This is a genomic window from Mesorhizobium sp. URHB0026 (genome assembly GCF_054059755.1).
In genome coordinates this window covers 127,257-146,137 of record NZ_JBSSCN010000001.1, presented here as the reverse complement: position 1 = coordinate 146,137, position 18,881 = coordinate 127,257, and the positions used below count along the sequence as shown (strand labels likewise).

The window sequence follows — 18,881 nt, the reverse complement described above, 5'->3', positions numbered from 1 at the left end:
GCCGAAAACCAGGCATATGCCGTCAGCGCACCATCTCGCGGTGGCCGCTGGGCAGGCGGGTGGCGATCAGCTTGTCGATGCGGCGGCCGTCGAGGTCGACGACCTCGAAGCGCCAGCCCTGCGCGTCGACACATTCGCCGGTCGCCGGCAGATGGTGCATGTGCGACAGCACATAGCCGGCAACGGTCTCGTAGTCGCGGTTCTCCGGCAGGTCGATGCCGAGCACCTCGGCCATCTCGTCCGCCTGCATGTAGCCGGCGAGAAGCCATGAGCCGTCGTCGCGCTGGACTGCGTTTTCTTCCTCGCCGGCCTCGAGGTCCGAGCGGAAGACGCCGGTGATGGCTTCGAGGATGTCGGCGGGGGTGACGATGCCTTCGAAGTGGCCGTATTCGTCATGCACCAGCGCCATCGGCACGTCGCTCTCCTTCAGCTTCTGCAACACATCAAGCGCATCGGCCTGGTCGTGCACGATCGGTGCCGTGCGCACATATTTGCGCGGGTCGAGCGCGCGGCCGCCGAGCAGTGCGGCCAGCACGTCGCGCGTCTGGATGACGCCGATCATGGCGTCCACCCCGCCGTCGCCGGCGGGCAGGCGCGAATGCTGGGTGTCCATCAGAAGCTTGCGGATCGTGGCATCATCGGACTGCAGGTTGATCCAGTCGACATCGGTGCGCGGTGACATGACGGCACGCACCGCGCGGTCGCCAAGCCGCATGACGCCGGCGATCATGCGCCGCTCGTCGGATTCGATGGTGCCGTGATGCTCGGCCTCGGCGACGAGCATCTTGATCTCCTCGTCGGTGACCTTTTCCTCGCTTTCGCCGCGCTGGCCGAGCAGCCAGAGCACGGCACGGCCCGAAATATCGAGCAGGAAGACCAGGGGGGCCGAGATGGTGGCCAGGATGGTCATTGCCGGCGCCGCCCGTGCCGCGACCCGCTCGGGATCGCGTAACGCGATCTGCTTGGGCACGAGTTCGCCGACAATCAGCGAGGCATAGGTGATGATGGCCACGACGATGCCGACGCCGAGCGGGTCGGCTATGTTCTCGCGGATGCCTGCCGTAGCCAGATACTGCGCCAGTCTCTGGCCTAGCGTGGCGCCGGAAAAGGCGCCCGAGAGCACGCCGACCAGCGTGATGCCGATCTGCACGGAGGACAGGAATTTGCCGGGATTGGAGCCAAGCGCCAAAGCGCGGCCGGCACCCTTGACGTTGCGGTCGATCATCGCCTTCAGGCGAGCCGGCCGCGATGAGACGATGGCGAGTTCGGACATCGACAGAAGGCCGTTCACGCAGATGAGGACGACCACGGTGGCGATTTCAACGTATAGCATGAGGGCTCAATAGCATTGCCGCACGGCTTTCGAAAATAGTCGGAAGCCATTTTAGAAAGATGACAGCGGATGCGGGCCACGACCTGACCTGCCGTTACGGCAACTGCTTCAGCACGCCGACAATCGCCTTGCCGTCGGTGAAATAAGGGTCGCCGCCGCCATTGCGGCCGCTCCGGGTGGGGCCGATGCCTGCCAGGCCGCTGGTCGAAGCCAACAAGCCGGCGGCGTTGAGATCGCCGATCATAAAGTCGCGCTCGGCATCGAGGTCGGGACCGATGTGATGGGTGATGGCGCCCGTGTCATGGCTCAGACCGACGCCGCGATCGAAGCTGGCGGCACCCAGCCAGAGCGGCCTGCCATCATCGCCGACCGTATCCGTCCGCCAAAAACGGACGTGATGGCGCCGGTCGGCACTGTCGCCGACCGGCTTTTCGAAAGCGAGTTGCTGGGCGCGGCCTTCGAACAGCAGACGGCTTATCGGTGCGTCGGGATAGGGGCGGGAAAACAGGACACTTTCACCGATGTCGATGGCGGTTCTCAAGGTGACGGCGTCGGCGGTGTCCCAGCCGGCAACGGCGAAAGCGTGGACCAACTCCTTCTCCGTGCCGATCAGGCCGACATTGATGGGGTCACCGGGAATGCCTTGCGGCGTGTGGGTGACCATCTCGAAATGCCGATCGCCAAAGCCGCGATCACGGAACGTCCAGAATTCCGGCGCCGCGACATAGGCGAGCGCCAGCCAGGCACCCAGCACGGCCGCTGCCCAGATCGCAATGCGTCGCTGGAGGCTTCGTTGGCTCATAAAGGCGGCTCGATCCGAGCGGTATCTGTTGCCTGACGGTTCCTGGAAATCAATGGCCAGAGATGAGCAGACGGTTTATCGTCAGCCATCATTTTTTCGTGGGGGCGGGAATGAAGCGGAAGCCGACGGGCCTGAGAACGATGGCGTTGACCGCGGATCTTGTCGCCCGGGTCGAGCGCGTCGAACCGGATCCCGGGCCCGAGCCTGGAACGGCCGAGCACACCAACGCGGAGTTCGATGAGTTGGTCGCTCGACTGCTTGCCGAATATCGGCCCGAAATGCTGTGGGTCTTCGCCTATGGTTCGTTGATCTGGAATCCCGAATTCGTTCCTGTCGAGCAGCGCCCGGCGACGGCGCCTGGATGGCACCGCTCGTTCTGCCTGAAGCTGACGCGTTGGCGGGGGACGCGCGAATTGCCTGCCCTGATGCTGGCGCTGGACCGGGGTGGCAGCTGCAACGGGATCGTCTACCGGCTGCCCGATGAAGATCATTTCGGGCAGCTCGGCCAGCTTATGCGCCGGGAAATCGATGCCAACCCGCCAACCAACGTGCCCTGCTGGATCAAGGTCAAGACCACGGAGGGTCCGCTACGCGCTCTGGCTTTCGTCGCCGCGCCGGATGGCAAGGCCTATGCCGGACGGTTGCCGTTGGAGCAGGTTGCGGACACGCTGGCGCGAGCCGCCGGACACTGGGGGTCGTCGGCGCAGTATCTGTTCCGGACCGTCAGCAAGCTGGAAGAAAGCGGTATTCGCGATAAGAATCTCTGGCGCATCCAGGATCTCGTGGCTCGGCAAATTATCGCGTCCACCGGTGACGCATGATCTGTTCCTACCGGCAGGCGCGATAACCGTTCCTGCGGTTCTTGATGTCGAAATGGAAATGGTTGCGGTGGTCGTAATTGTAGCCGGGGCCGAGCACGGTGGTGAAATACTGGCAGCCGTCGGCGCGCACATTGTTGAGGAAGCCGCGGGTGCGGAAGGCGAACAGGCCTGGTTTGCGCACGTCGATGTCGTCGCCATTGTTGAGTTCGATGCTCATGACGTCGAGCGCGTTGCCCTTGCCGTGCTCCGACAGCACGCCTTCGCCGGCAATGTTGCGGCAGGAATAGCTTGAGCCCTGGTGGATGGTCCTGACGCCGGAGAAATAGCGCCAGCGAGCGGAGGGAACGAGTTCGTTCTTGGTCCAGGCGGCGAAGGTGGCGGCCATGTCGCAGGTCAGGGTCGCCGCGGGTTTCACCTGGATGCTGCCGATAGCCGTGACCTTGACCGGATAGTCGATGCCGCACTGGCCTTCATGGATCGGTGCCAGGTCGGTGTAGGCGACATCGAGGCGCCTCAGCTGCTGGCGGCAATCGGTTTCGCTGGCTGGAATCTGCTCGACCGGCGACATCGGCTCGTCCATGCGCGGATAGGCGGCCTGCGTCATGTAGGGATTGGACGGAACAAGCTTCTGCATGCCCTGATATTGCGGCACGGCCGCGGTCTGCGAGCCGACATCGACGGCAGGCTGCAGCGACAGCACGCTGCCGGTGTTGCAGGCGGAAACCGCAGCCAATGCAAGACCGGCGGCCATAAGCGCCGCAGGTTTCAGGTGGTGCGCGGCGGCGAGGAAAACGGCGCGAAATTTGCCGGCCATTGGCGGAATCCTACTTCTGGATATCCGGCATTTTAACGATCAAGGGTAAAGGAAAACTCAGCGTCCGCGTTCATGCCTGCGGCGGAATTGCGGCGGTGATCCTGCGTCAACGGCGTTTATTGGCAGAACGTGCCGCCATGCCGCCGGGGCTCAAGGTCGAGATGGAAGTGCAGCGCGTGGTCGGCGTCGGCGCCCGGGCCGAGCACGGTCTTGAACGGGCCGCAGGCGGCCTTGCGCACGGCGTCGAGGAATTTGCCGTCTTTTTCCGGAGGCGCCGGCCCGACCTCGATCGTCTTGCCGTCGGATAGCGTAAAGCTGGCAATGTCGAGCGCGTTGCCGAAAGCATGTTCCGACAGTTTGCGCGTGCCATTGCGCGGCCGGCAGACGAAGGCCGACGCCTGGCCGATCGATTTCAGGTCGGCGCCGAATTCGGCTTTTGCCGCCGGCTGGATGACATCGGCGGCAAAACGCGCCGCCGCCTCGGCCATCGGGCAGTTGAGCTCGGTGCCCGGACCAATCGCGATCGATTTGCCAAGCGACTTCAGCACGATGGGGTAGGGGATCGAGCAGCCGATTTCGGGGTTGCTTTCGGCCTTGCGCTCCTCGAATTCGACGCCGAGCGTGTTCAGGCGCTCGCGGCAGGCGACTTCCTCAGCCGGCATCTTGTCGGCGGGAAAATCGGCCGAGCGTGGATCGGGCAGCATCTTCTCCTCGCCACCTGCTTCCGCCGGCTTTGGCGTTGGCTGCGGGGCGACGGCCGGTGGTTGAGGTTCGGGCGTCTGGGTGGCGGGCTTTGGCGTCGGCGTCGGCGCCACGGCAGGCGGCTCCGGCTCGCTGTCCGTTTCGGCTGGTGGTTCCGGTGGTTTCGGGCTTTTCTGACGGGACTCTTCGTCCTTCGGCAGATTGGGCGCCGCGCCGCTCTTTGGATTTTCAGCGCTTTGATCTTGCGACTTTGGGGTGTCCGCCTTCGGAGTGTCCACCGGACGTGGCTCGGGCACCGGAACATCGGCGGACGGCCGAGCATCCTGCGTTGCCAGCGGTGCCGGATTGGGCGCAAGATGCTGCCTGGCTCGCGCTCTCGACTGCCGCTTGCCTCGCGGTTTCAGCGGCTGATCGGCCCGCTGTGTCAGCGGTTGCTCCACGCGCGGGCTCAGCGGCCCATGGTGTTTGTGACGATGTTTGGCGTCGGCCGGCATGACCAGCAGAGCCGTGACGGCTAAGGCCAATGCAATCCTGTACCCTCGAGAAAAGCTCAGCTTTGCCATTCTCCACAAAACGGCGCCGGCCGGCTGAAGTTGCCTGGACAGGCGCTTAGACCCGATCACAATCGGTTACCTCCGCGTTACGCGCCGATCGCTTCCAGCCCCTCTTCCAGCCAGTCGGCGAGTAGCGGCATGCCGAGCAGGTATTTTGCGGTGCGCTTGTTGGCCCGCTCGCGTGCCGCGGTTACGGCGTCGGCCCATTCCGAGGCGTCGTAGTCGCCGCGGCCCACCCAGGCCAGCGCGATCAGCTCGGCGGCCTCGTCGATATTGAGGTCGTTGATCAGCTCGCGCAGCTCTTCCTCGGTAAGGTTTTCCGAGCTTTCCTCGGCGAGGCCGTCGTGGTGGTGGTTGTCATGGGTGTCGCCGTCGAACTCGACCTCGTGTTCGGCGCCGTCGGCATAGTCCTCGTTGACGGCCGCGCTCAGCGCCTTGGCCTTGAGAATGAACAGCCGCACGGTATCGGGGCCGATCGTGAGATCCCAGTCCTTTTCGAGCCGTCGCTGCACGGGCCCTCTCCGTCAGTCTTTTGCCCGATGATACCGGATTTGCGGCATCCGTCACCTCATGTTCTACAGGTTATCTTTTCGGGGATGAAACGCGGACCGCTCGGCGTTAGTGTTGCATTGTCACACCCTCAGGAGGTTTCTATGCATAAAAGAGTGCTGATCCACGCGGCGAGCGCGCTTATCGCTCTGCAGTTCCTTGCCGTTCCCGTTTTTGCGGCGGGCAGTGGCGGCGACACCAATACGACCACCCAATGCAAGAAAGGCATGGTCTGGGACAAGAAGAAGAACAAGTGCGTCGCACCCCAGGAAGGCATGCTGGACGACGACAGCATTTACTATGCCGGGCATGACCTGGCGATGGCCGGCCGCTATGACGAGGCGATCGCCGTGCTCAGCCTCGCCGCCAACAAGCAGGATCCGCGCATCCTCAACTATCTCGGCTACTCGCACCGCCATTCCGGCCGCGTCACCGTCGGCCTCGGCTATTACGAGGAAGCGCTGCGCATCGATCCCGATTACACGCTGGTGCGCGAATATCTCGGCGAGGCGCATCTGCAGATCGGCGACCTGGCCGGCGCCCAGCAGCAGCTGATGGAAATCGAAAAGCGCACCGGCAAGGGTTCGCGCGAATACGGCATGCTGTCCGAGCAGATCGAGCATTTCATGAGGAGCTGATCGGGCCCTCATGATTTCTCAAAGCGGCCGCGAGCGATCGCGGCCGTTTTTGTTCGGCTCCGTCCAACGGCCGCCCTCGCTACAAAAGAAGGGATGATTTTCACAAAACCGATTTTTGGGCGTGAAAAGCCCGCAAAGATTGCTATATTCAGGGAAATTGCGGTGAAACGGTTCCGTTAGCCCGAGGCTGCCGGACCGTTTTCTTTTTGTACCCCAACGACAAGGCTTCCCCCGAATGCGGGGGCGGCGGCAGGAAAGGTCAGGCACTATGAACAAGGTCCCGATGACAGGCGAGGGGTTCGCGTCATTGAAGGAAGAACTGCGTTGGCGCCAGCAGGAAGAGCGGCCGCGCATCATCGAGGCGATCTCCGAGGCGCGCTCGCATGGCGACCTGTCCGAAAATGCCGAATACCATGCCGCCAAAGAGGCGCAGAGCCTCAATGAAGGCCGCGTCAACGAGCTCGAGGATTATATCGCGCGCGCCGAGGTGATCGACGTGACCAAGCTTAGCGGCGAAAAGGTCAAGTTCGGTGCCACCGTGGTGCTGGTCGACGAGGACACCGAGGAGAAGAAGACCTACCAGATCGTCGGCGACCAGGAAGCCGACGTGAAATCAGGCCGTATCTCGATCTCCTCGCCCATCGCGCGCGCGCTCATCGGCAAGGAAGTCGGCGACGCCATCGAGGTGAATGCGCCGGGCGGCGCCAGGGGGTATGAGATCGTCCAGGTGCAGTTCATTTAAATACCGAAGACGAGGGCACGCCGCCTTTTCTGCCTCTGCTCGATTGCCAAATGGCGCGCCGGCCCCTCATCTGGCTGCCGCATCTTCTCCCCGTAAACGGCCGTAAACGGGGAGAAGGACGCTGTCATCGAGGGTTTCGCCAATCGCCGGCGTTGCGGGCCAGCTTCTTTCTTCCCGTTTAGGGGGAGAAATGCCCGGCAGGGCAAGGAGTGGCGGCGGCGCCCTTCGGATCGAATTGATTGAATAAATCAATTTCCGCCGGGACCGGTCTGGCGAAGCATCAACAACCTCTCCACTTCCGCAACCACCTCAGCCGGCGTCACATGCGTCCCGGGCACGGCCAGCAACGTCGACGCATACGGCCCGCGCGGTCCGGTCAGACCCGGCTCCGTCGCCAGGAACACGGCGACCGTCGGCAGGTCGAAGGCGCTGGCGAGATGGGTCAGCCCGGTGTCGGCGCCGATGACCAGGGTCGAGCCGCCGAGGATGGCGGCAATGTCGGCCAGCGGTGACTTCGGCACCACGACCGTGGATGGCACGGCCTTGGCGATCGCTTCGGCCACCGCCTTCTCCCGTTCGTTCGACCAGGTTGTGAGCGGCGTCATGCCACGCTCGACCAGCAAGCGGGCGGTTCCGATCCAGTCCTCGAGCGGCCATTTCTTGTCCTCGCGGCTAGTGCCGTGCAGCAGGAACGCGGTCCTGCCGTCGATGCCGTCGACCATGCTGATCGGCGCCACGATGCCGGAGTCGAGCGTCAAAAGGTCCGGCCGATAGCCGAGCGCCAGCCCGAACAGCCGCCGTGTCCGCTCGATGGCGTGCAGGTCGCGCGGCACCGCAAAGGTGATATCATAGAACAGCGTCGCCGAGGGCTCGCGCACGCTCGACCGGTCGAAGCCGGCGATCGGCGCGCGCGTCTGGCGTGCCACCAGGGCCGACTTCAGCAGGCCTTGCGCATCGATGACGAGGTCGTAGCGGCATTCGCGCAAGGTTCGGCGCAAGGCCGCCGCCTCGCGCCAGGTGTTTGTGTCCAAGAGGTTCTTTCGCCAGCGCCTTATCGCCACAGTGTGGATGGTGCCGATCGCCGGATGCAGCGTCAGGATGCCGGCAAACGCCTCCTCCACGCACCAGTCGAAAGCGATATCGGGCCGTGCGCGGCAGGCATCTTGAAGTGCCGGAAAAGTGTGGATGACATCGCCCATCGACGAAGTCTTGACGATCAGCACCTTCATGCCGCGGCCGACACTTTCAGCAGGCGGTCCGCTGCCGCAGCGACCTGCCCGACGTCCAATGTCCTCAGGCAGTTGAGATGACCGAGCGGACAGATTTTCCGGTGGCAGGGCGAGCAGGACAGGCCGAGCCAGACCAGTTCGCGACGCTCGGCCAGCGGCGGCGTGTTTTCAGGCGAGGTCGAGCCATAGACCGCAACGATGGGTGTACCGACGGCGGCCGCGACATGCATCAACCCGCTATCGTTGGAAACCGCGAGCCTAGCCGCCGCGATCAGGTCGATGGCGTCCTCCAGCCGCGTCTGGCCGGCGAGGTCGACGATGCGGGGGGCAAGGGCTGCGATCTCCGCCGTCACGTCGCGATCGTTCTTGGAGCCGAACAGCGCGACCTCTAGGCCTTTGGCCATGAATTCGCGGGCAAGGCCGGCATAGCTTTCGCTTGGCCAGCGCTTGGCCGGGCCGAACTCGGCCCCGGGCATCAGGGCTACGAATTTCCGCGGCGCCAAGCCGAAACGATCGAGCAGGGCGGCCTGGTTTTTCGCGTCGACGGTGAGCCGGGGTGCGCGGAAACCGCCACCCTGGGCGAGGCCGAAATAGGCCTGCGCGGTGCGTCGTTTCATGGCGTCGGGCAGCGGCACGATGTCGGTCAGGAGGCCGTAGCGCATTTCGCGCAGATGGCCGATACGGCGCGGAATGCGGGCAAAGAACGGGATCAGCGCCGACTTCCAGCTGCCCGGCAGGACATAGGCCATGTCGTAGCGGCCGCGCAGCAGACGGCCGAAACGGCGGCGATGGCTGAATTCGAGTGCGCCAGGCTTCAGCGGAAAATCGATCTGCTGTCGGATTTCGGGCATGCGCTTGACCAGAGGTGCCGCCCAGGCGGGCGCCAGCACATCGATCGCGGCATCGGGATGGAGTTCCTTCAGCGCCGAGAACAGGCACTGCGCCATCACCATATCGCCCACCCAGCGTGGGCCGATCACGAGGATCGTTGGGCTTTCAGCCATTCGACATAGTCTCTGACGCCGGTTTCTACAGTGCGGAATTGCCCGTTATAGCCGGCCGCGCGCAAGCGGGACATATCAGCCTGGGTAAAACTCTGGTAGCTGCCCTTGAGGTGGTCGGGGAAGGGGATGAACTCGATCTCGCCCTTGCCCAGCGTGTCGATGACCGTTTCGGCGATCGCGCGGAACGGCTGGGCGCGACCGGTGCCACAGTTGAAGATGCCGCTGGCGCCGCGCTTCCACAGCCACAGATTGACGTCGGCGACATCGCCGACATGGATGAAGTCGCGGCTCTGTTCGCCGGGACCAAAGCCGTCATAGGCGCCGAATAGCTTCGGGTTTTCACCGCGCTGGACCTGGTTGAACAGATGGAAGGCGACCGAGGCCATGGAGCCCTTATGCGCCTCGCGCGGGCCATAGACATTGAAGTAGCGCAAGCCGGCGACCTGCGAATGATCGCTGTCGAAGACCGTGCGCCTGACATAGTCGTCGAAGAGCTTCTTGGAATAGGCGTAGACGTTGAGCGGCCGCTCCAGCGCCGGCTCCTCGCGAAACTCGGATCCGCCGCCATAGACCGAAGCGGAGGAGGCGTAGAGGAAGGGCACGCGCAGTGCCTGGCAGGCATGCAGCAGCCGTTTCGAATAGGCGTAATTCACCTCCATCATGAACTTGCCGTTCCACTCGGTGGTGGTCGAGCAGGCCCCCTGATGGAAGACGGCCTCGACACGGCCAAGAGACCCGGCCTCCATGCGGGCCAGGAAATCATTTTTGTCGAGATAGTCGGCTATCGTCAAATCGGCCAGGTTGGCGATCTTGTGGCCGTCGGTGAGGTCGTCGACGACCAATATGTCGTCATGGCCTTCCGCATTGAGCGCGGCGACGATGTTGGAGCCGATCATGCCGGCGCCGCCCGTGACGATGATCATGAAGGCCTCTGGTTGCGTGCGATTCCGGTCCTTATAAGGGAGGCTGGCCGGGCTGTCGACAAAGCAGGTGGCCGCTCGGGGCTCGCCTGCTCAGGCCTGTCTGTTTTGTCCATTTTGTCTATTGTGGGCAAACGGAGTTTCCAATGAAACACTATCCATCCACTGATCTGAAACAGAATCTCGGCGATGTGCTCGCGGCTGCCAGCCAGCAGCCGGTCTCCATCACTCGCCACAACAGGCCGAGATACGTCCTGATGAGCATCGAGGCCTACGAAGCGCGCTTCGGCAACGATAGCCGTCGCGTCTACGCGGCCGAGAACGCACCGCTGCAACATGTCGAGATGCTGGAGGAGTACGCCGCGGAATTGGACCGTGATTAAACCGGTGGCAGCGGACGTCTGGCGATATCCATATCTGTGGCATCTCCGACATGGAGACGGCGAGACCGAAGGCCGCAAGGCTAGGCCTGGCGCCTTCGTTGCCGTTCTTCCCGGAAAAGCCGGAGGCACGAACCTTTTCATCCTTGCAATCACCTCCACCCAGCCGGGCCGTGATCGCGTCGCAGTTGGCGTTCCGGAAATTGAACGCCGCCGCGCCGGCCTTGACCCTACCCCGCTTTGGGTCATAGTCGACGAGTACAACCACGATATTCTGGAATCGTCGGCTTATTCGAACCGGGTGCACGTATCGGCGCATTCAGTCCGTCATTCCACAAAAAGTCATGTCGGCTTCCATGGCAACTGTTCGCGCGGGCCAACCCAAAGCCATCCCACGGGCTGACTGAAAGCCCTGCAATCGGGCAGGGCAGGATCATGAGGGACAAGAAATGCCGCCGACCGAACTGCTGATCGCGTTTTTCGCCACCACGGCGATCTTCGCCTACATTCCGGGCCCCGCCATGCTTTATGCCGCCGCGCAGACCATGGCGCGGGGGCGCTGGTCGGGGCTGACGGCGGCACTCGGTATTCATCTGGGCGGCTATGTCCATGTCTTTGCCGCCGCCGCTGGCCTGTCGGTGCTGTTCCACGCCGTGCCGCCGCTCTATATGGCCGTCAAGCTGGTGGGCGCGCTGTACCTGATCTGGTTGGGCATCTCGCTGTTTCGCAAGCGCGTGGAGGGCGACGTGGCGCTGCCCGCGATCGAGCGGAAGTCGGCGCGGCGCGCGTTCTTCGAGAGCATCACCGTCGAGGTGCTCAATCCCAAGACCGCGATCTTCTTCATGGCCTTCCTGCCGCAGTTCATCGATGCCTCGGCGGGGTTCCCGGTCTGGGTGCAATTCGTGGTGCTGGGCACCGTCGTCAACCTGATGTTCTCATCGGCCGATGTCGTGTGCGTGTTCCTGGCCGGCCTGGTGATCGGCCGGCTGCGGCGTTCGAGCCGTGCGCAGCGGCTGATGCAGAGGGCAGGCGGCGCGGTGCTGGTCGGGCTGGGCGTCCACGTCGCCTTGCAGAAGGCCTGACCTGTCCGGTTTGCCTCCGCCCGGCGTTGCGCTGTGCCCAATTGCGGTATATCGGCAGGCATGACCGGCCGGCCTCGCAAATCTGGTGTTTCGACCTATCTGAGATCGGCGTTTCCCGCGCGTGGCAGATGACATGATCAAGCACAATCCGCCTTCACCCGAGCCCCTGCACCGCGCCATTGCGCGCTTCGGCGACGTCGCCGTGCTGGTGGTCGGCGACATCATCCTCGACCGCTTCGTCAATGGCGTCATCGAGCGGATCTCGCCGGAAGCGCCGATCCCGGTGCTGCATGGGCGTGGCGAAAGCGCGGCGATGGGCGGCGCCGGCAACGTCGTGGCCAACATCGTCTCGCTTGGCGCGCGCGCCATTCCGGTCTCGGTGATCGGCACTGATCCCGCCGGCGACAGTCTGGTACGGATGCTGGGCGAGCTTGGCGCCGAGACAGTGGGCCTTTCACAGCAGCGCGGCCGCATGACCTCGTCGAAGAGCCGCTTCAGCGCGCTCAACCAACAGGTGCTGCGTTTCGACGAGGAAGAGATCAAGCCGCTCGGCGAGGCGGAACGGGCGGAGCTGATCCGCCGTTTCCGGGATGCATTGCAACATGTCGACATCGTCATCCTGTCCGATTACGGCAAGGGCATATTGCTGGACGGCGTCGCCGCCGAACTGATTGCCATCTGCCGCGAGGCGGGCAAGCCGGTGCTGGTCGACCCGAAGGGCCGCGACTACGCGCGCTACGCCGGCGCGACCGCCGTGACCCCCAACCGCAAGGAACTTGGCGAGGCCGTCGGCCATGCGGTGTTCGCCGATGACGAGATCGTTGCGGCGGCTCGGGAACTGATTGTGGCGCACGGCTTCGATTTCGTCCTCGCCACGCGCAGCGAGAAAGGCATGAGCGTGGTCGGTCCCGACGAGGCGAGCCACATCGCCACCCAGGCGCGCGAGGTGTTCGACGTCTCGGGCGCCGGCGATACGGTGATCGCGACCTTCGCACTTGCGCTTGCCGCCGGTGCCGATCCCGTCGCCGCTGCCTCCATCGCCAATGCCGCCGGCGGCGTCGTGGTTGGAAAACGCGGCACCGCGCGGCTGAGCGTCGAGGAACTCACCGGCGCACTGTTCCGCTCGCACGGACCCACCGCGCACAAGGACGCCATCCTGGACGCCACTTCGGCCGCGCGCATGGTGGCGGGATGGAAGGCGGAGGGCCTGAGCGTCGGCTTCACCAATGGCTGCTTCGACATCCTGCATGCCGGCCATGTCAGCCTGCTGCACGCGGCGCGCAGCCAGTGCGACCGGCTGGTGCTCGGCCTGAACAGCGATGCCTCGGTGCGACGGCTGAAGGGACCGGGCCGCCCGGTCAACGACCAGCATGATCGCGCCTGCGTGCTCGCGGCCCTCGCTTCGGTCGATGCCGTCATTGTCTTCGATGAGGATACGCCGCTGGCTCTGATCGAGGCGCTGCTTCCCGACATTCTGGTGAAGGGCGCCGACTACACGATCGACACCGTGGTCGGCGCCGATGTGGTGCGGAAGGCGGGCGGGCGTGTCGTTCTGGTCGATCTCGTCGCCGGCAAGAGCACCACTAGCACCATCGGCAAACTGCGCGCCGGCGGCGCCACCAACTGAGAGAATTCATGTCCGAATTGAACGACTATCTGGTCCGCTCGGCGGACGCCATCACTGCCACGGTCGAGCGAGATCTGACCGGCGAAATGGATCGCGCGGTGAGTGCTGTCGTGGCGGCGCTTTCCCAGGGAAAGGCCTTGCTGGTCTGCGGCAATGGCGGCTCGGCCAGCGACGCCATACATATCGCAACCGAACTGGTCGGCCGCTTCCTGAAGGAGCGCAAAGCCTACAATGTGATTGCGCTGCCGGCCAACGCCGGGATGCTGACCGCCTGGGGCAATGATTACGGCTTCGACACGGTGTTTTCGCGCCAGGTCGAAGCGCATGGTGCCGCGGGCGGCGTGCTTTTGGCGATCTCGACCAGCGGCAATTCGCCGAGCATTCTCGCCGCTGCCGAACAGGCGCGCATGATGGACATGACGGTAATCAGCCTGACCGGCGATACCGGCGGCAAGCTCAAGCCGCTCACCCACATCCTGCTCAACGTCCCCTCGACCTCGACGCCGATCATCCAGCAGGGCCATCTGTGCCTCTATCACTATCTGTGCGAGGTGGTCGAAGCGCGCCTGTCGAATGGCTGACAGGATCGGGAAGCCGCACCCGCTGACCGAACCGGGCCTGTGGGTGGAGCAGGTCGGCGGGCGGGTTTTCCCCGCGCGCTCGCCGGCGCTGTTCCTGGACCGTGACGGCACCATCAATGTCGACACCGACTATCCCAGCGATCCGGCCGAGATAGAACTCAGGCCGCGGATGCTGCCGGCGATCGCCGCCGCCAACCGGATCGGCATTCCGGTGGTCGTTGTCACCAATCAGTCCGGCATCGCGCGCGGCTATTTCGACTGGGGCGTCTTTGCCGCGGTAAACGGCCGCGTGCTCCATTTGCTGGACAGGCAGGGCGCGTTCGTCGACATGGTGCTGGCCTGCGCCTATCACGAGGCCGGCGTCGGGCCGCTCGCCATAACGGACCATCCGATGCGCAAGCCCAATCCGGGCATGCTGATCGAGGCGGGCAGGCGCCTTGATCTTGACCTCCAGCGCTCGCTGATGGTGGGCGACAAGCTGGCCGACATGCAGGCGGCCCAACGCGCAGGGCTGGCACAGGGCTGGCTGGTCGACGGTGAGGCGGCGCTTCAGCCTGGTTTCGCCATCAGGCGCTTGCATGACGACCACGATCTCGGCGGGCTGCTTGCCGCCATCGACGCGCTCGGATCGTAGGGCCTACGCCTTGTCGTTTTGCTGCAAGGCTTCGTAGAGCTTGGCTTCGGTGGCGAAGGAATAGATCATCACCGACATCGAGTAGACGAAGCCGTGCCGGCCGCACAGGAAGTAGCGCTTGGCCAGGTAGAATTTGAGGAAGTTGCCGAACGGCGACAGCACCAGCCGCACCAGGCCGGGCTTCTTGCCTCTCTCGACCAGCGTCACCGCCTTGAGGCTGGAATAGGTGTTGGCCCGGGCAAGATCCTCCTCGACCGATATTTCACGGCGATGCAGCAAGAGACCCTCTTCGATCGTGTCGGTCTCGCCCGGCACGTGAATGGATTCATGCACCCGCGCCGTTAGATCCATGCTGGCGCCTTCCCTACGGAAAAGCCTGAGCAGCCTGTTGTGCAGCACCCAGCGATGGGCGTAACCGTAGCCCTTCAGCCAGTCGCGGCGGCGCATGTACCATCCGCTGGCCTTGCCGCCGGCCGCCCCGGCGATAGCCACGATCGACTGCCGCAACCGGTCGTCGACGCGCTCGTCCGGGTCGATCGAAAGGCACCAGGGCTGGTTGGCGTGGTCGAGCGCGAATTGCCGCTGGCGGGGGAAGCCCGGCCAGTCATTGTGCAGCAGCGTTATCGGATAGCCCTTGGCGATGTAGCTTTCAACGCATTCGACGGTGCCATCCGTCGAGCCGGAATCGACGATGATGATCTCGGCACAGAAATCGATGCTTTCCAGGCACGGGCCGATCATATCGGCCTCGTTCACGCAGATGATCAGCGCCGAGACCGGGCTTGCAAAACGGGTCATGGTCCCCTTCCCATGGCGGATTCTTCCCGGAATATACGCTGCTGGCGGCATCTGTTCTCAAGCAATTCCGGACGGAAAAACCGTTACACATTTTTGCTGGAATTGCTTGAAAAACCAATGAAGCGTCAGTTGAGCGGCGAATCCGGCAGAGCCGTCCAGCCTTGTACATCAGCGTCTTTCGAATACCAACGCGGCACCGGTGGGGCGAATGTCGGGAATCTGCCCATCGCGCAGGTTTTCGCCTGGCTCAGGATCGCTCGAACGATACCAGGCCCTCATCCTTGACGCGGCGGATGGTGAGCGCGGTGCGCACCGTGTCGACGTTCGGCGTCGAGGTCAGCTCCTCGATGACGAAGGTCTGGAAGGCGCCGAGGTCGCTCGCCACGCAATGCAGCAGAAAGTCGGATTCGCCCGACACCATCCAGGCATCGCGCACGATCGGCCAGCCGCGCGTACGCTCGGCGAAGATGCGCAGTTCGGCATCAGCCTGGTGATGCAGTCCGACCAGGCAGAAGGCAACGACATCGAGGCCCAGCGCCGGGGCGTTGAGCAGCGCGCGGTAGCCGCGAATGATGCCGGCTTCCTCCAGCCGCTTGACCCGGCGCAGGCAGGGCGGTGCCGAAATGCCGACGCGGTTAGAGAGCTCGACATTGGTCATGCGCCCGTCCGACTGAAGCTCGCGCAGGATCTTCCAGTCGATGGCGTCAAGATCGGCCTTGAGGGGCATCAGGGTTCTCGATGATCAGTGGGCGCAAGAATCTTTCGCTATTTTGTAATTAAACGACTTTTGCGTCGAAGCCAGCCCTCGTCGACGCGATTGTGGACAGGTAACGAAAGCGGCCATCGCGCGAATATCCTTATGGGCCGAAGCTTTCCGGGGACGACGGTCCGTTCGTCTTGCTGGCGTGGTTGGCAGCCCTTACATTAAGCGCGATATTCCACGTCTTTTTTCCAAGGCACACTCGCTGTCCGCCCCGCAGAGGCTCCAAATGACCACCAAGCACGCGCCCGTCCTCATCATCGGTTCCGGTCCGGCCGGCTACACGGCGGCGGTCTATGCCGCGCGCGCCATGCTGAAGCCGATGCTGGTCGCCGGTCTGCAACAGGGCGGCCAATTGATGATCACCACCGATGTCGAGAACTACCCCGGTTTCGCCGATCCGATCCAGGGGCCGTGGCTGATGGAGCAGATGCTCAAGCAGGCCGAGCATGTCGGCACCGACATCATCAACGACATCATCACCGAGGTTGACCTCAACGTGCGACCGTTCCGCGCCATGGGCGATTCCGGCACGACCTACACGGCCGATGCGCTGATCATCGCTACCGGCGCGCAAGCCAAATGGCTGGGCATCCCGACCGAGCAGGACTTTATGGGCTTCGGCGTTTCCGCCTGCGCCACCTGCGACGGCTTCTTCTATCGCGGCAAGGATGTCGCTGTGGTCGGCGGTGGCAATTCGGCGGTGGAGGAGGCGCTCTATCTGTCCAACCTCGCCAAGAGCGTCACCGTCATCCACAGACGCTCGGACTTCCGTGCCGAACGCATCCTGCGCGAACGGTTGTTGAAGAAGGACAATGTCCGCGTCGTCTGGGACACGATCGTCGATGAGATCACCGGCCGCCCCGGCAAGGCACCGCTGCCGCCTTCGGTCGAAGGGCTGAAGCTCAGGCATGCCGTGACCGGCGCCGAGAGCCACCTCAAGATCGACGGCGTCTTCGTGGCCATTGGCCATGCGCCCGCGGTCGAGCTGTTCGCCGGCAAGCTGAAGCAGAAGCCGAACGGCTATCTGTGGACAGCGCCGGATTCGACGCGCACCGACGTGCCCGGCGTGTTCGCCGCCGGCGACGTGACCGACGATATCTATCGGCAGGCCGTGACTGCGGCGGGGCTGGGCTGCATGGCCGCGCTCGAAGCGGAAAAGTATCTGGCCAGCATCGAAGTCCATCGCGAAGCGGCGGAATAGGGCCGCCGCAGACTGTAAAAAACGGCTTGGAAACGCCGTGTAAAAGCCTGATTTTTCATTCAGACGCCAACCGGAACGAGGGGAAATCATGGCGTTGGACTGGGACAAGCTACGCGTGTTTCACGCTGCGGCGGAAGCGGGGTCGTTCACGCATGCGGCCGAGACGCTGCATCTGTCGCAATCGGCGATCTCGAGGCAGGTCAGCGCGCTGGAACACGATGTCGGCGTGCCGCTGTTCAACCGTCATGCACGCGGCCTGGTGCTGACCGAACAGGGCGAGATGCTGTTCCGCACGGCGCATGACGTGCTGATGAAGCTCGAGACCATCAAGTCGCGGCTGACCGAGACCAAGGACCGGCCGTCCGGCGTGCTCAGGGTAACGACGACCGTTGGCCTCGGCGCCGGCTGGTTGACCGAGCGGGTGCAGGAGTTCATCGAACTCTATCCCGAAATCAGCTTGCAGCTGATCCTCGCCAACGAGGAACTCGACCTCACCATGCGCCAGGCCGATTGCGCCATCCGGCTGCGCCAGCCGCAACAGCCGGACCTGATCCAGCGCCGCCTGTTCACCGTGCATTTCCACCTCTACGCAGCCCCCTCTTATGTCGCCAAGCACGGCAAGCCGAGTTCGGTCGCGGAGCTGAGAACCCATCGCATCGTCACCTTCGGCCTGCCCGTGCCGTCGCATCTGTCGGAGTTGAACTGGCTGGAGACGGTCGGCGATTTCGAGAGCGGCCAGCGCGTGCCGTCGCTGCAGATCAACGACATCCTATCTATCAAGCGCGCCGTGCAGGGCGGCGCCGGCATCGCCATGCTGCCGGACTATGTGATCAGCAAGGATTCCGGCCTGGTGCAGCTGCTGCCGGAGACCGAAGTGCCGTCCTTCGACACCTATTTCGCCTATCCTGACGCGATGAAGAACCAGGCCAAGCTGCACGTGTTTCGCGACTTCATCATCGCCAAGGCCAGAAGCTGGTCGTTCTGATCCAAGTCGGGTCCGCGAGCCTATCCCTTCCAAGCTGTCATCCGCGGCAGCCAGCCCGGTACGTTGCGGCGGTAGGCCTCGTATTCGGCGCCATAGCGGTCGGCGAGCGTCGGCTCCTCGTAGAGCTTGACGAAGGTCACCATGGCAGCCGCCGCGATTGCCGCGTAGGCAGCGATCGACCAGCTTGAGAACAGCAGCGCCTGGCCCAGAATGATCGACAGCACGGCAACATACATGGGGTTGCGGACATGGCGGTAGATGCCGCCGATCACCAGCCTTTCGGTCGGCGCGACGGGGGCGGGTGTGCCCAGCCCCTCCAGCGCGAAGCGGGCGAAGGCATGCAGCAACACTGCGGCCGCGGCAATGACGAGCACGCCGCCCGTGAGAGCAAACAAGGGCAGGGGCGACCATGGCAGGCCCCAGCGATCGCTGAGCAGCCAGGGAATCAGCCCGGCGACAACGCCGGGAGCCGCAATCAGGAAAATGCCGCTGCCGGCGATCGCCGAAAACCTGCGCAATGGTCGATCCTCGCTTGAATGCCTTGGAATTGAACCGCCGCTGCCTCATTCAACATCATCAGTGTTTTTGGACGTTCGGGAGCAAAATCGGTCGGGATTGGCGTTTTCGAGACGACAATGACCCGAAAGCGCGGCTCATTTTCACGATTCTGCTGGTCCTATTGGCTTCCGGAACGGGTTGGACCACAGCCTGTGCCTTTTTGC

The 18,881-nt window shown here is 63.8% G+C and carries 22 protein-coding genes; 11 read left to right on the top strand and 11 right to left on the bottom strand.

Going from position 1 to position 18,881, the window contains the following annotated elements; translation table 11 throughout:
* Window positions 1-22: 22 nt before the first annotated feature.
* Together ACVWWD_RS00760 and ACVWWD_RS00755 are read right to left on the bottom strand one after the other, a co-directional pair.
* Window positions 23-1,333: a hemolysin family protein gene (locus ACVWWD_RS00760; protein ID WP_023770223.1), complete on the bottom strand. Its 1,311-nt coding sequence runs from the start codon at window positions 1,331-1,333 to the stop codon at window positions 23-25.
* Between the two features lie 94 nt (window positions 1,334-1,427).
* Window positions 1,428-2,135, bottom strand: coding sequence for an LssY C-terminal domain-containing protein (locus ACVWWD_RS00755; protein ID WP_023770222.1), 708 nt, complete (start codon window positions 2,133-2,135; stop codon window positions 1,428-1,430).
* A 110-nt stretch (window positions 2,136-2,245) separates the two neighbouring features.
* Here ACVWWD_RS00755 and ACVWWD_RS00750 point away from each other — a divergent pair, with 110 nt between their 5' ends.
* Entirely contained in the window at window positions 2,246-2,956 is a 711-nt protein-coding gene (locus tag ACVWWD_RS00750) for a gamma-glutamylcyclotransferase (RefSeq protein ID WP_023781469.1), read from the top strand.
* A gap of 7 nt (window positions 2,957-2,963) precedes the next feature.
* Here the strand turns inward: ACVWWD_RS00750 and ACVWWD_RS00745 are convergent, their stop codons facing one another.
* From ACVWWD_RS00745 to ACVWWD_RS00735, 3 genes are all read right to left on the bottom strand, one after another.
* Window positions 2,964-3,770 carry an extensin-like domain-containing protein gene (locus ACVWWD_RS00745; RefSeq protein ID WP_352546424.1) on the bottom strand — a complete coding sequence of 269 codons (807 nt, stop codon included), beginning with the start codon at window positions 3,768-3,770 and terminating at the stop codon, window positions 2,964-2,966.
* Window positions 3,771-3,886: 116 nt separating this feature from the next.
* Window positions 3,887-4,585, bottom strand: coding sequence for an extensin-like domain-containing protein (locus ACVWWD_RS00740; RefSeq protein ID WP_435053624.1), 699 nt, complete (start codon window positions 4,583-4,585; stop codon window positions 3,887-3,889).
* 527 nt (window positions 4,586-5,112) lie between these two features.
* Window positions 5,113-5,538, bottom strand: a complete 426-nt coding sequence (locus ACVWWD_RS00735; RefSeq protein ID WP_023770218.1) for a DUF3775 domain-containing protein — start codon at window positions 5,536-5,538, stop codon at window positions 5,113-5,115.
* Window positions 5,539-5,679: 141 nt separating this feature from the next.
* Between ACVWWD_RS00735 and ACVWWD_RS00730 the strand changes: the two genes are divergently transcribed.
* Together ACVWWD_RS00730 and greA are read left to right on the top strand one after the other, a co-directional pair.
* The gene (locus tag ACVWWD_RS00730; RefSeq protein WP_023770217.1) at window positions 5,680-6,213 is read left to right on the top strand and encodes a tetratricopeptide repeat protein; all 534 of its coding nucleotides are present in this window, start codon (window positions 5,680-5,682) and stop codon (window positions 6,211-6,213) included.
* A 268-nt stretch (window positions 6,214-6,481) separates the two neighbouring features.
* Entirely contained in the window at window positions 6,482-6,955 is a 474-nt protein-coding gene (greA, locus tag ACVWWD_RS00725; protein WP_023767588.1) for a transcription elongation factor GreA, read from the top strand.
* 248 nt (window positions 6,956-7,203) lie between these two features.
* Here greA and waaC read toward each other — a convergent pair whose 3' ends face one another.
* From waaC to rfaD, 3 genes are read right to left on the bottom strand one after another with little or no spacing between them, the layout of a single operon-like run.
* The gene (gene waaC / locus ACVWWD_RS00720; RefSeq protein ID WP_352546425.1) at window positions 7,204-8,184 is read right to left on the bottom strand and encodes a lipopolysaccharide heptosyltransferase I; all 981 of its coding nucleotides are present in this window, start codon (window positions 8,182-8,184) and stop codon (window positions 7,204-7,206) included.
* Window positions 8,181-9,188, bottom strand: a complete 1,008-nt coding sequence (gene waaF, locus ACVWWD_RS00715) for a lipopolysaccharide heptosyltransferase II (RefSeq protein ID WP_352546426.1) — start codon at window positions 9,186-9,188, stop codon at window positions 8,181-8,183. The genes waaC and waaF overlap by 4 nt, the downstream gene beginning before the upstream one ends.
* Window positions 9,161-10,111, bottom strand: a complete 951-nt coding sequence (gene rfaD, locus ACVWWD_RS00710; protein ID WP_352546427.1) for an ADP-glyceromanno-heptose 6-epimerase — start codon at window positions 10,109-10,111, stop codon at window positions 9,161-9,163. Before rfaD ends, waaF begins: the two co-directional genes overlap by 28 nt.
* Window positions 10,112-10,254: 143 nt before the next feature.
* Between rfaD and ACVWWD_RS00705 the strand changes: the two genes are divergently transcribed.
* The 6 genes from ACVWWD_RS00705 to gmhB all read left to right on the top strand — a co-directional run bounded on the left by ACVWWD_RS00705 (window position 10,255) and on the right by gmhB (window position 14,412).
* Window positions 10,255-10,491 carry a type II toxin-antitoxin system Phd/YefM family antitoxin gene (locus tag ACVWWD_RS00705; protein WP_352546428.1) on the top strand — a complete coding sequence of 79 codons (237 nt, stop codon included), beginning with the start codon at window positions 10,255-10,257 and terminating at the stop codon, window positions 10,489-10,491.
* The gene (locus ACVWWD_RS00700; RefSeq protein ID WP_352546429.1) at window positions 10,484-10,891 is read left to right on the top strand and encodes a hypothetical protein; all 408 of its coding nucleotides are present in this window, start codon (window positions 10,484-10,486) and stop codon (window positions 10,889-10,891) included. Before ACVWWD_RS00705 ends, ACVWWD_RS00700 begins: the two co-directional genes overlap by 8 nt.
* Before the next feature lie 46 nt (window positions 10,892-10,937).
* Window positions 10,938-11,570 (top strand): LysE family translocator, encoded by a 633-nt coding sequence (locus tag ACVWWD_RS00695; protein WP_023770213.1) that lies wholly within the window; start codon window positions 10,938-10,940, stop codon window positions 11,568-11,570.
* 133 nt (window positions 11,571-11,703) lie between these two features.
* Window positions 11,704-13,197 (top strand): D-glycero-beta-D-manno-heptose-7-phosphate kinase, encoded by a 1,494-nt coding sequence (gene rfaE1, locus ACVWWD_RS00690; RefSeq protein ID WP_023781480.1) that lies wholly within the window; start codon window positions 11,704-11,706, stop codon window positions 13,195-13,197.
* Between the two features lie 8 nt (window positions 13,198-13,205).
* Window positions 13,206-13,778: a D-sedoheptulose-7-phosphate isomerase gene (locus ACVWWD_RS00685; protein WP_352546431.1), complete on the top strand. Its 573-nt coding sequence runs from the start codon at window positions 13,206-13,208 to the stop codon at window positions 13,776-13,778.
* Window positions 13,771-14,412 carry a D-glycero-beta-D-manno-heptose 1,7-bisphosphate 7-phosphatase gene (gene gmhB, locus ACVWWD_RS00680; RefSeq protein ID WP_352546432.1) on the top strand — a complete coding sequence of 214 codons (642 nt, stop codon included), beginning with the start codon at window positions 13,771-13,773 and terminating at the stop codon, window positions 14,410-14,412. The genes ACVWWD_RS00685 and gmhB overlap by 8 nt, the downstream gene beginning before the upstream one ends.
* 3 nt (window positions 14,413-14,415) lie before the next feature.
* Here the strand turns inward: gmhB and ACVWWD_RS00675 are convergent, their stop codons facing one another.
* Together ACVWWD_RS00675 and ACVWWD_RS00670 are read right to left on the bottom strand one after the other, a co-directional pair.
* Window positions 14,416-15,210: a glycosyltransferase family 2 protein gene (locus ACVWWD_RS00675; RefSeq protein ID WP_023781483.1), complete on the bottom strand. Its 795-nt coding sequence runs from the start codon at window positions 15,208-15,210 to the stop codon at window positions 14,416-14,418.
* A gap of 247 nt (window positions 15,211-15,457) precedes the next feature.
* Window positions 15,458-15,937 carry an Lrp/AsnC family transcriptional regulator gene (locus tag ACVWWD_RS00670; RefSeq protein ID WP_023770207.1) on the bottom strand — a complete coding sequence of 160 codons (480 nt, stop codon included), beginning with the start codon at window positions 15,935-15,937 and terminating at the stop codon, window positions 15,458-15,460.
* Between the two features lie 262 nt (window positions 15,938-16,199).
* On the opposite strand from ACVWWD_RS00670, the gene trxB reads away from it, so the two are divergent.
* Together trxB and ACVWWD_RS00660 are read left to right on the top strand one after the other, a co-directional pair.
* Window positions 16,200-17,174 (top strand): thioredoxin-disulfide reductase, encoded by a 975-nt coding sequence (trxB, locus tag ACVWWD_RS00665; RefSeq protein WP_352546433.1) that lies wholly within the window; start codon window positions 16,200-16,202, stop codon window positions 17,172-17,174.
* A gap of 88 nt (window positions 17,175-17,262) precedes the next feature.
* Window positions 17,263-18,159, top strand: coding sequence for a LysR family transcriptional regulator (locus ACVWWD_RS00660; protein ID WP_023770205.1), 897 nt, complete (start codon window positions 17,263-17,265; stop codon window positions 18,157-18,159).
* Between the two features lie 20 nt (window positions 18,160-18,179).
* On the opposite strand, the gene ACVWWD_RS00655 is transcribed toward ACVWWD_RS00660, so the two are convergent.
* Entirely contained in the window at window positions 18,180-18,677 is a 498-nt protein-coding gene (locus ACVWWD_RS00655; RefSeq protein WP_352546434.1) for a methyltransferase family protein, read from the bottom strand.
* Between the last annotated feature and the right edge of the window lie 204 nt (window positions 18,678-18,881).

Coding starts and splice junctions, on each gene's coding strand:
- ACVWWD_RS00760 (WP_023770223.1), bottom strand. CDS start 1,333: ATGCTATACGTTGAAATCGCCACCGTGGTCGTCCTCATCTGCGTGAAC.
- ACVWWD_RS00755 (WP_023770222.1), bottom strand. CDS start 2,135: ATGAGCCAACGAAGCCTCCAGCGACGCATTGCGATCTGGGCAGCGGCC.
- ACVWWD_RS00750 (WP_023781469.1), top strand. CDS start 2,246: ATGAAGCGGAAGCCGACGGGCCTGAGAACGATGGCGTTGACCGCGGAT.
- ACVWWD_RS00745 (WP_352546424.1), bottom strand. CDS start 3,770: ATGGCCGGCAAATTTCGCGCCGTTTTCCTCGCCGCCGCGCACCACCTG.
- ACVWWD_RS00730 (WP_023770217.1), top strand. CDS start 5,680: ATGCATAAAAGAGTGCTGATCCACGCGGCGAGCGCGCTTATCGCTCTG.
- greA (WP_023767588.1), top strand. CDS start 6,482: ATGAACAAGGTCCCGATGACAGGCGAGGGGTTCGCGTCATTGAAGGAA.
- waaC (WP_352546425.1), bottom strand. CDS start 8,184: ATGAAGGTGCTGATCGTCAAGACTTCGTCGATGGGCGATGTCATCCAC.
- waaF (WP_352546426.1), bottom strand. CDS start 9,188: ATGGCTGAAAGCCCAACGATCCTCGTGATCGGCCCACGCTGGGTGGGC.
- rfaD (WP_352546427.1), bottom strand. CDS start 10,111: ATGATCATCGTCACGGGCGGCGCCGGCATGATCGGCTCCAACATCGTC.
- ACVWWD_RS00705 (WP_352546428.1), top strand. CDS start 10,255: ATGAAACACTATCCATCCACTGATCTGAAACAGAATCTCGGCGATGTG.
- ACVWWD_RS00695 (WP_023770213.1), top strand. CDS start 10,938: ATGCCGCCGACCGAACTGCTGATCGCGTTTTTCGCCACCACGGCGATC.
- rfaE1 (WP_023781480.1), top strand. CDS start 11,704: ATGATCAAGCACAATCCGCCTTCACCCGAGCCCCTGCACCGCGCCATT.
- ACVWWD_RS00685 (WP_352546431.1), top strand. CDS start 13,206: ATGTCCGAATTGAACGACTATCTGGTCCGCTCGGCGGACGCCATCACT.
- gmhB (WP_352546432.1), top strand. CDS start 13,771: ATGGCTGACAGGATCGGGAAGCCGCACCCGCTGACCGAACCGGGCCTG.
- ACVWWD_RS00675 (WP_023781483.1), bottom strand. CDS start 15,210: ATGACCCGTTTTGCAAGCCCGGTCTCGGCGCTGATCATCTGCGTGAAC.
- ACVWWD_RS00670 (WP_023770207.1), bottom strand. CDS start 15,937: ATGCCCCTCAAGGCCGATCTTGACGCCATCGACTGGAAGATCCTGCGC.
- trxB (WP_352546433.1), top strand. CDS start 16,200: ATGACCACCAAGCACGCGCCCGTCCTCATCATCGGTTCCGGTCCGGCC.
- ACVWWD_RS00660 (WP_023770205.1), top strand. CDS start 17,263: ATGGCGTTGGACTGGGACAAGCTACGCGTGTTTCACGCTGCGGCGGAA.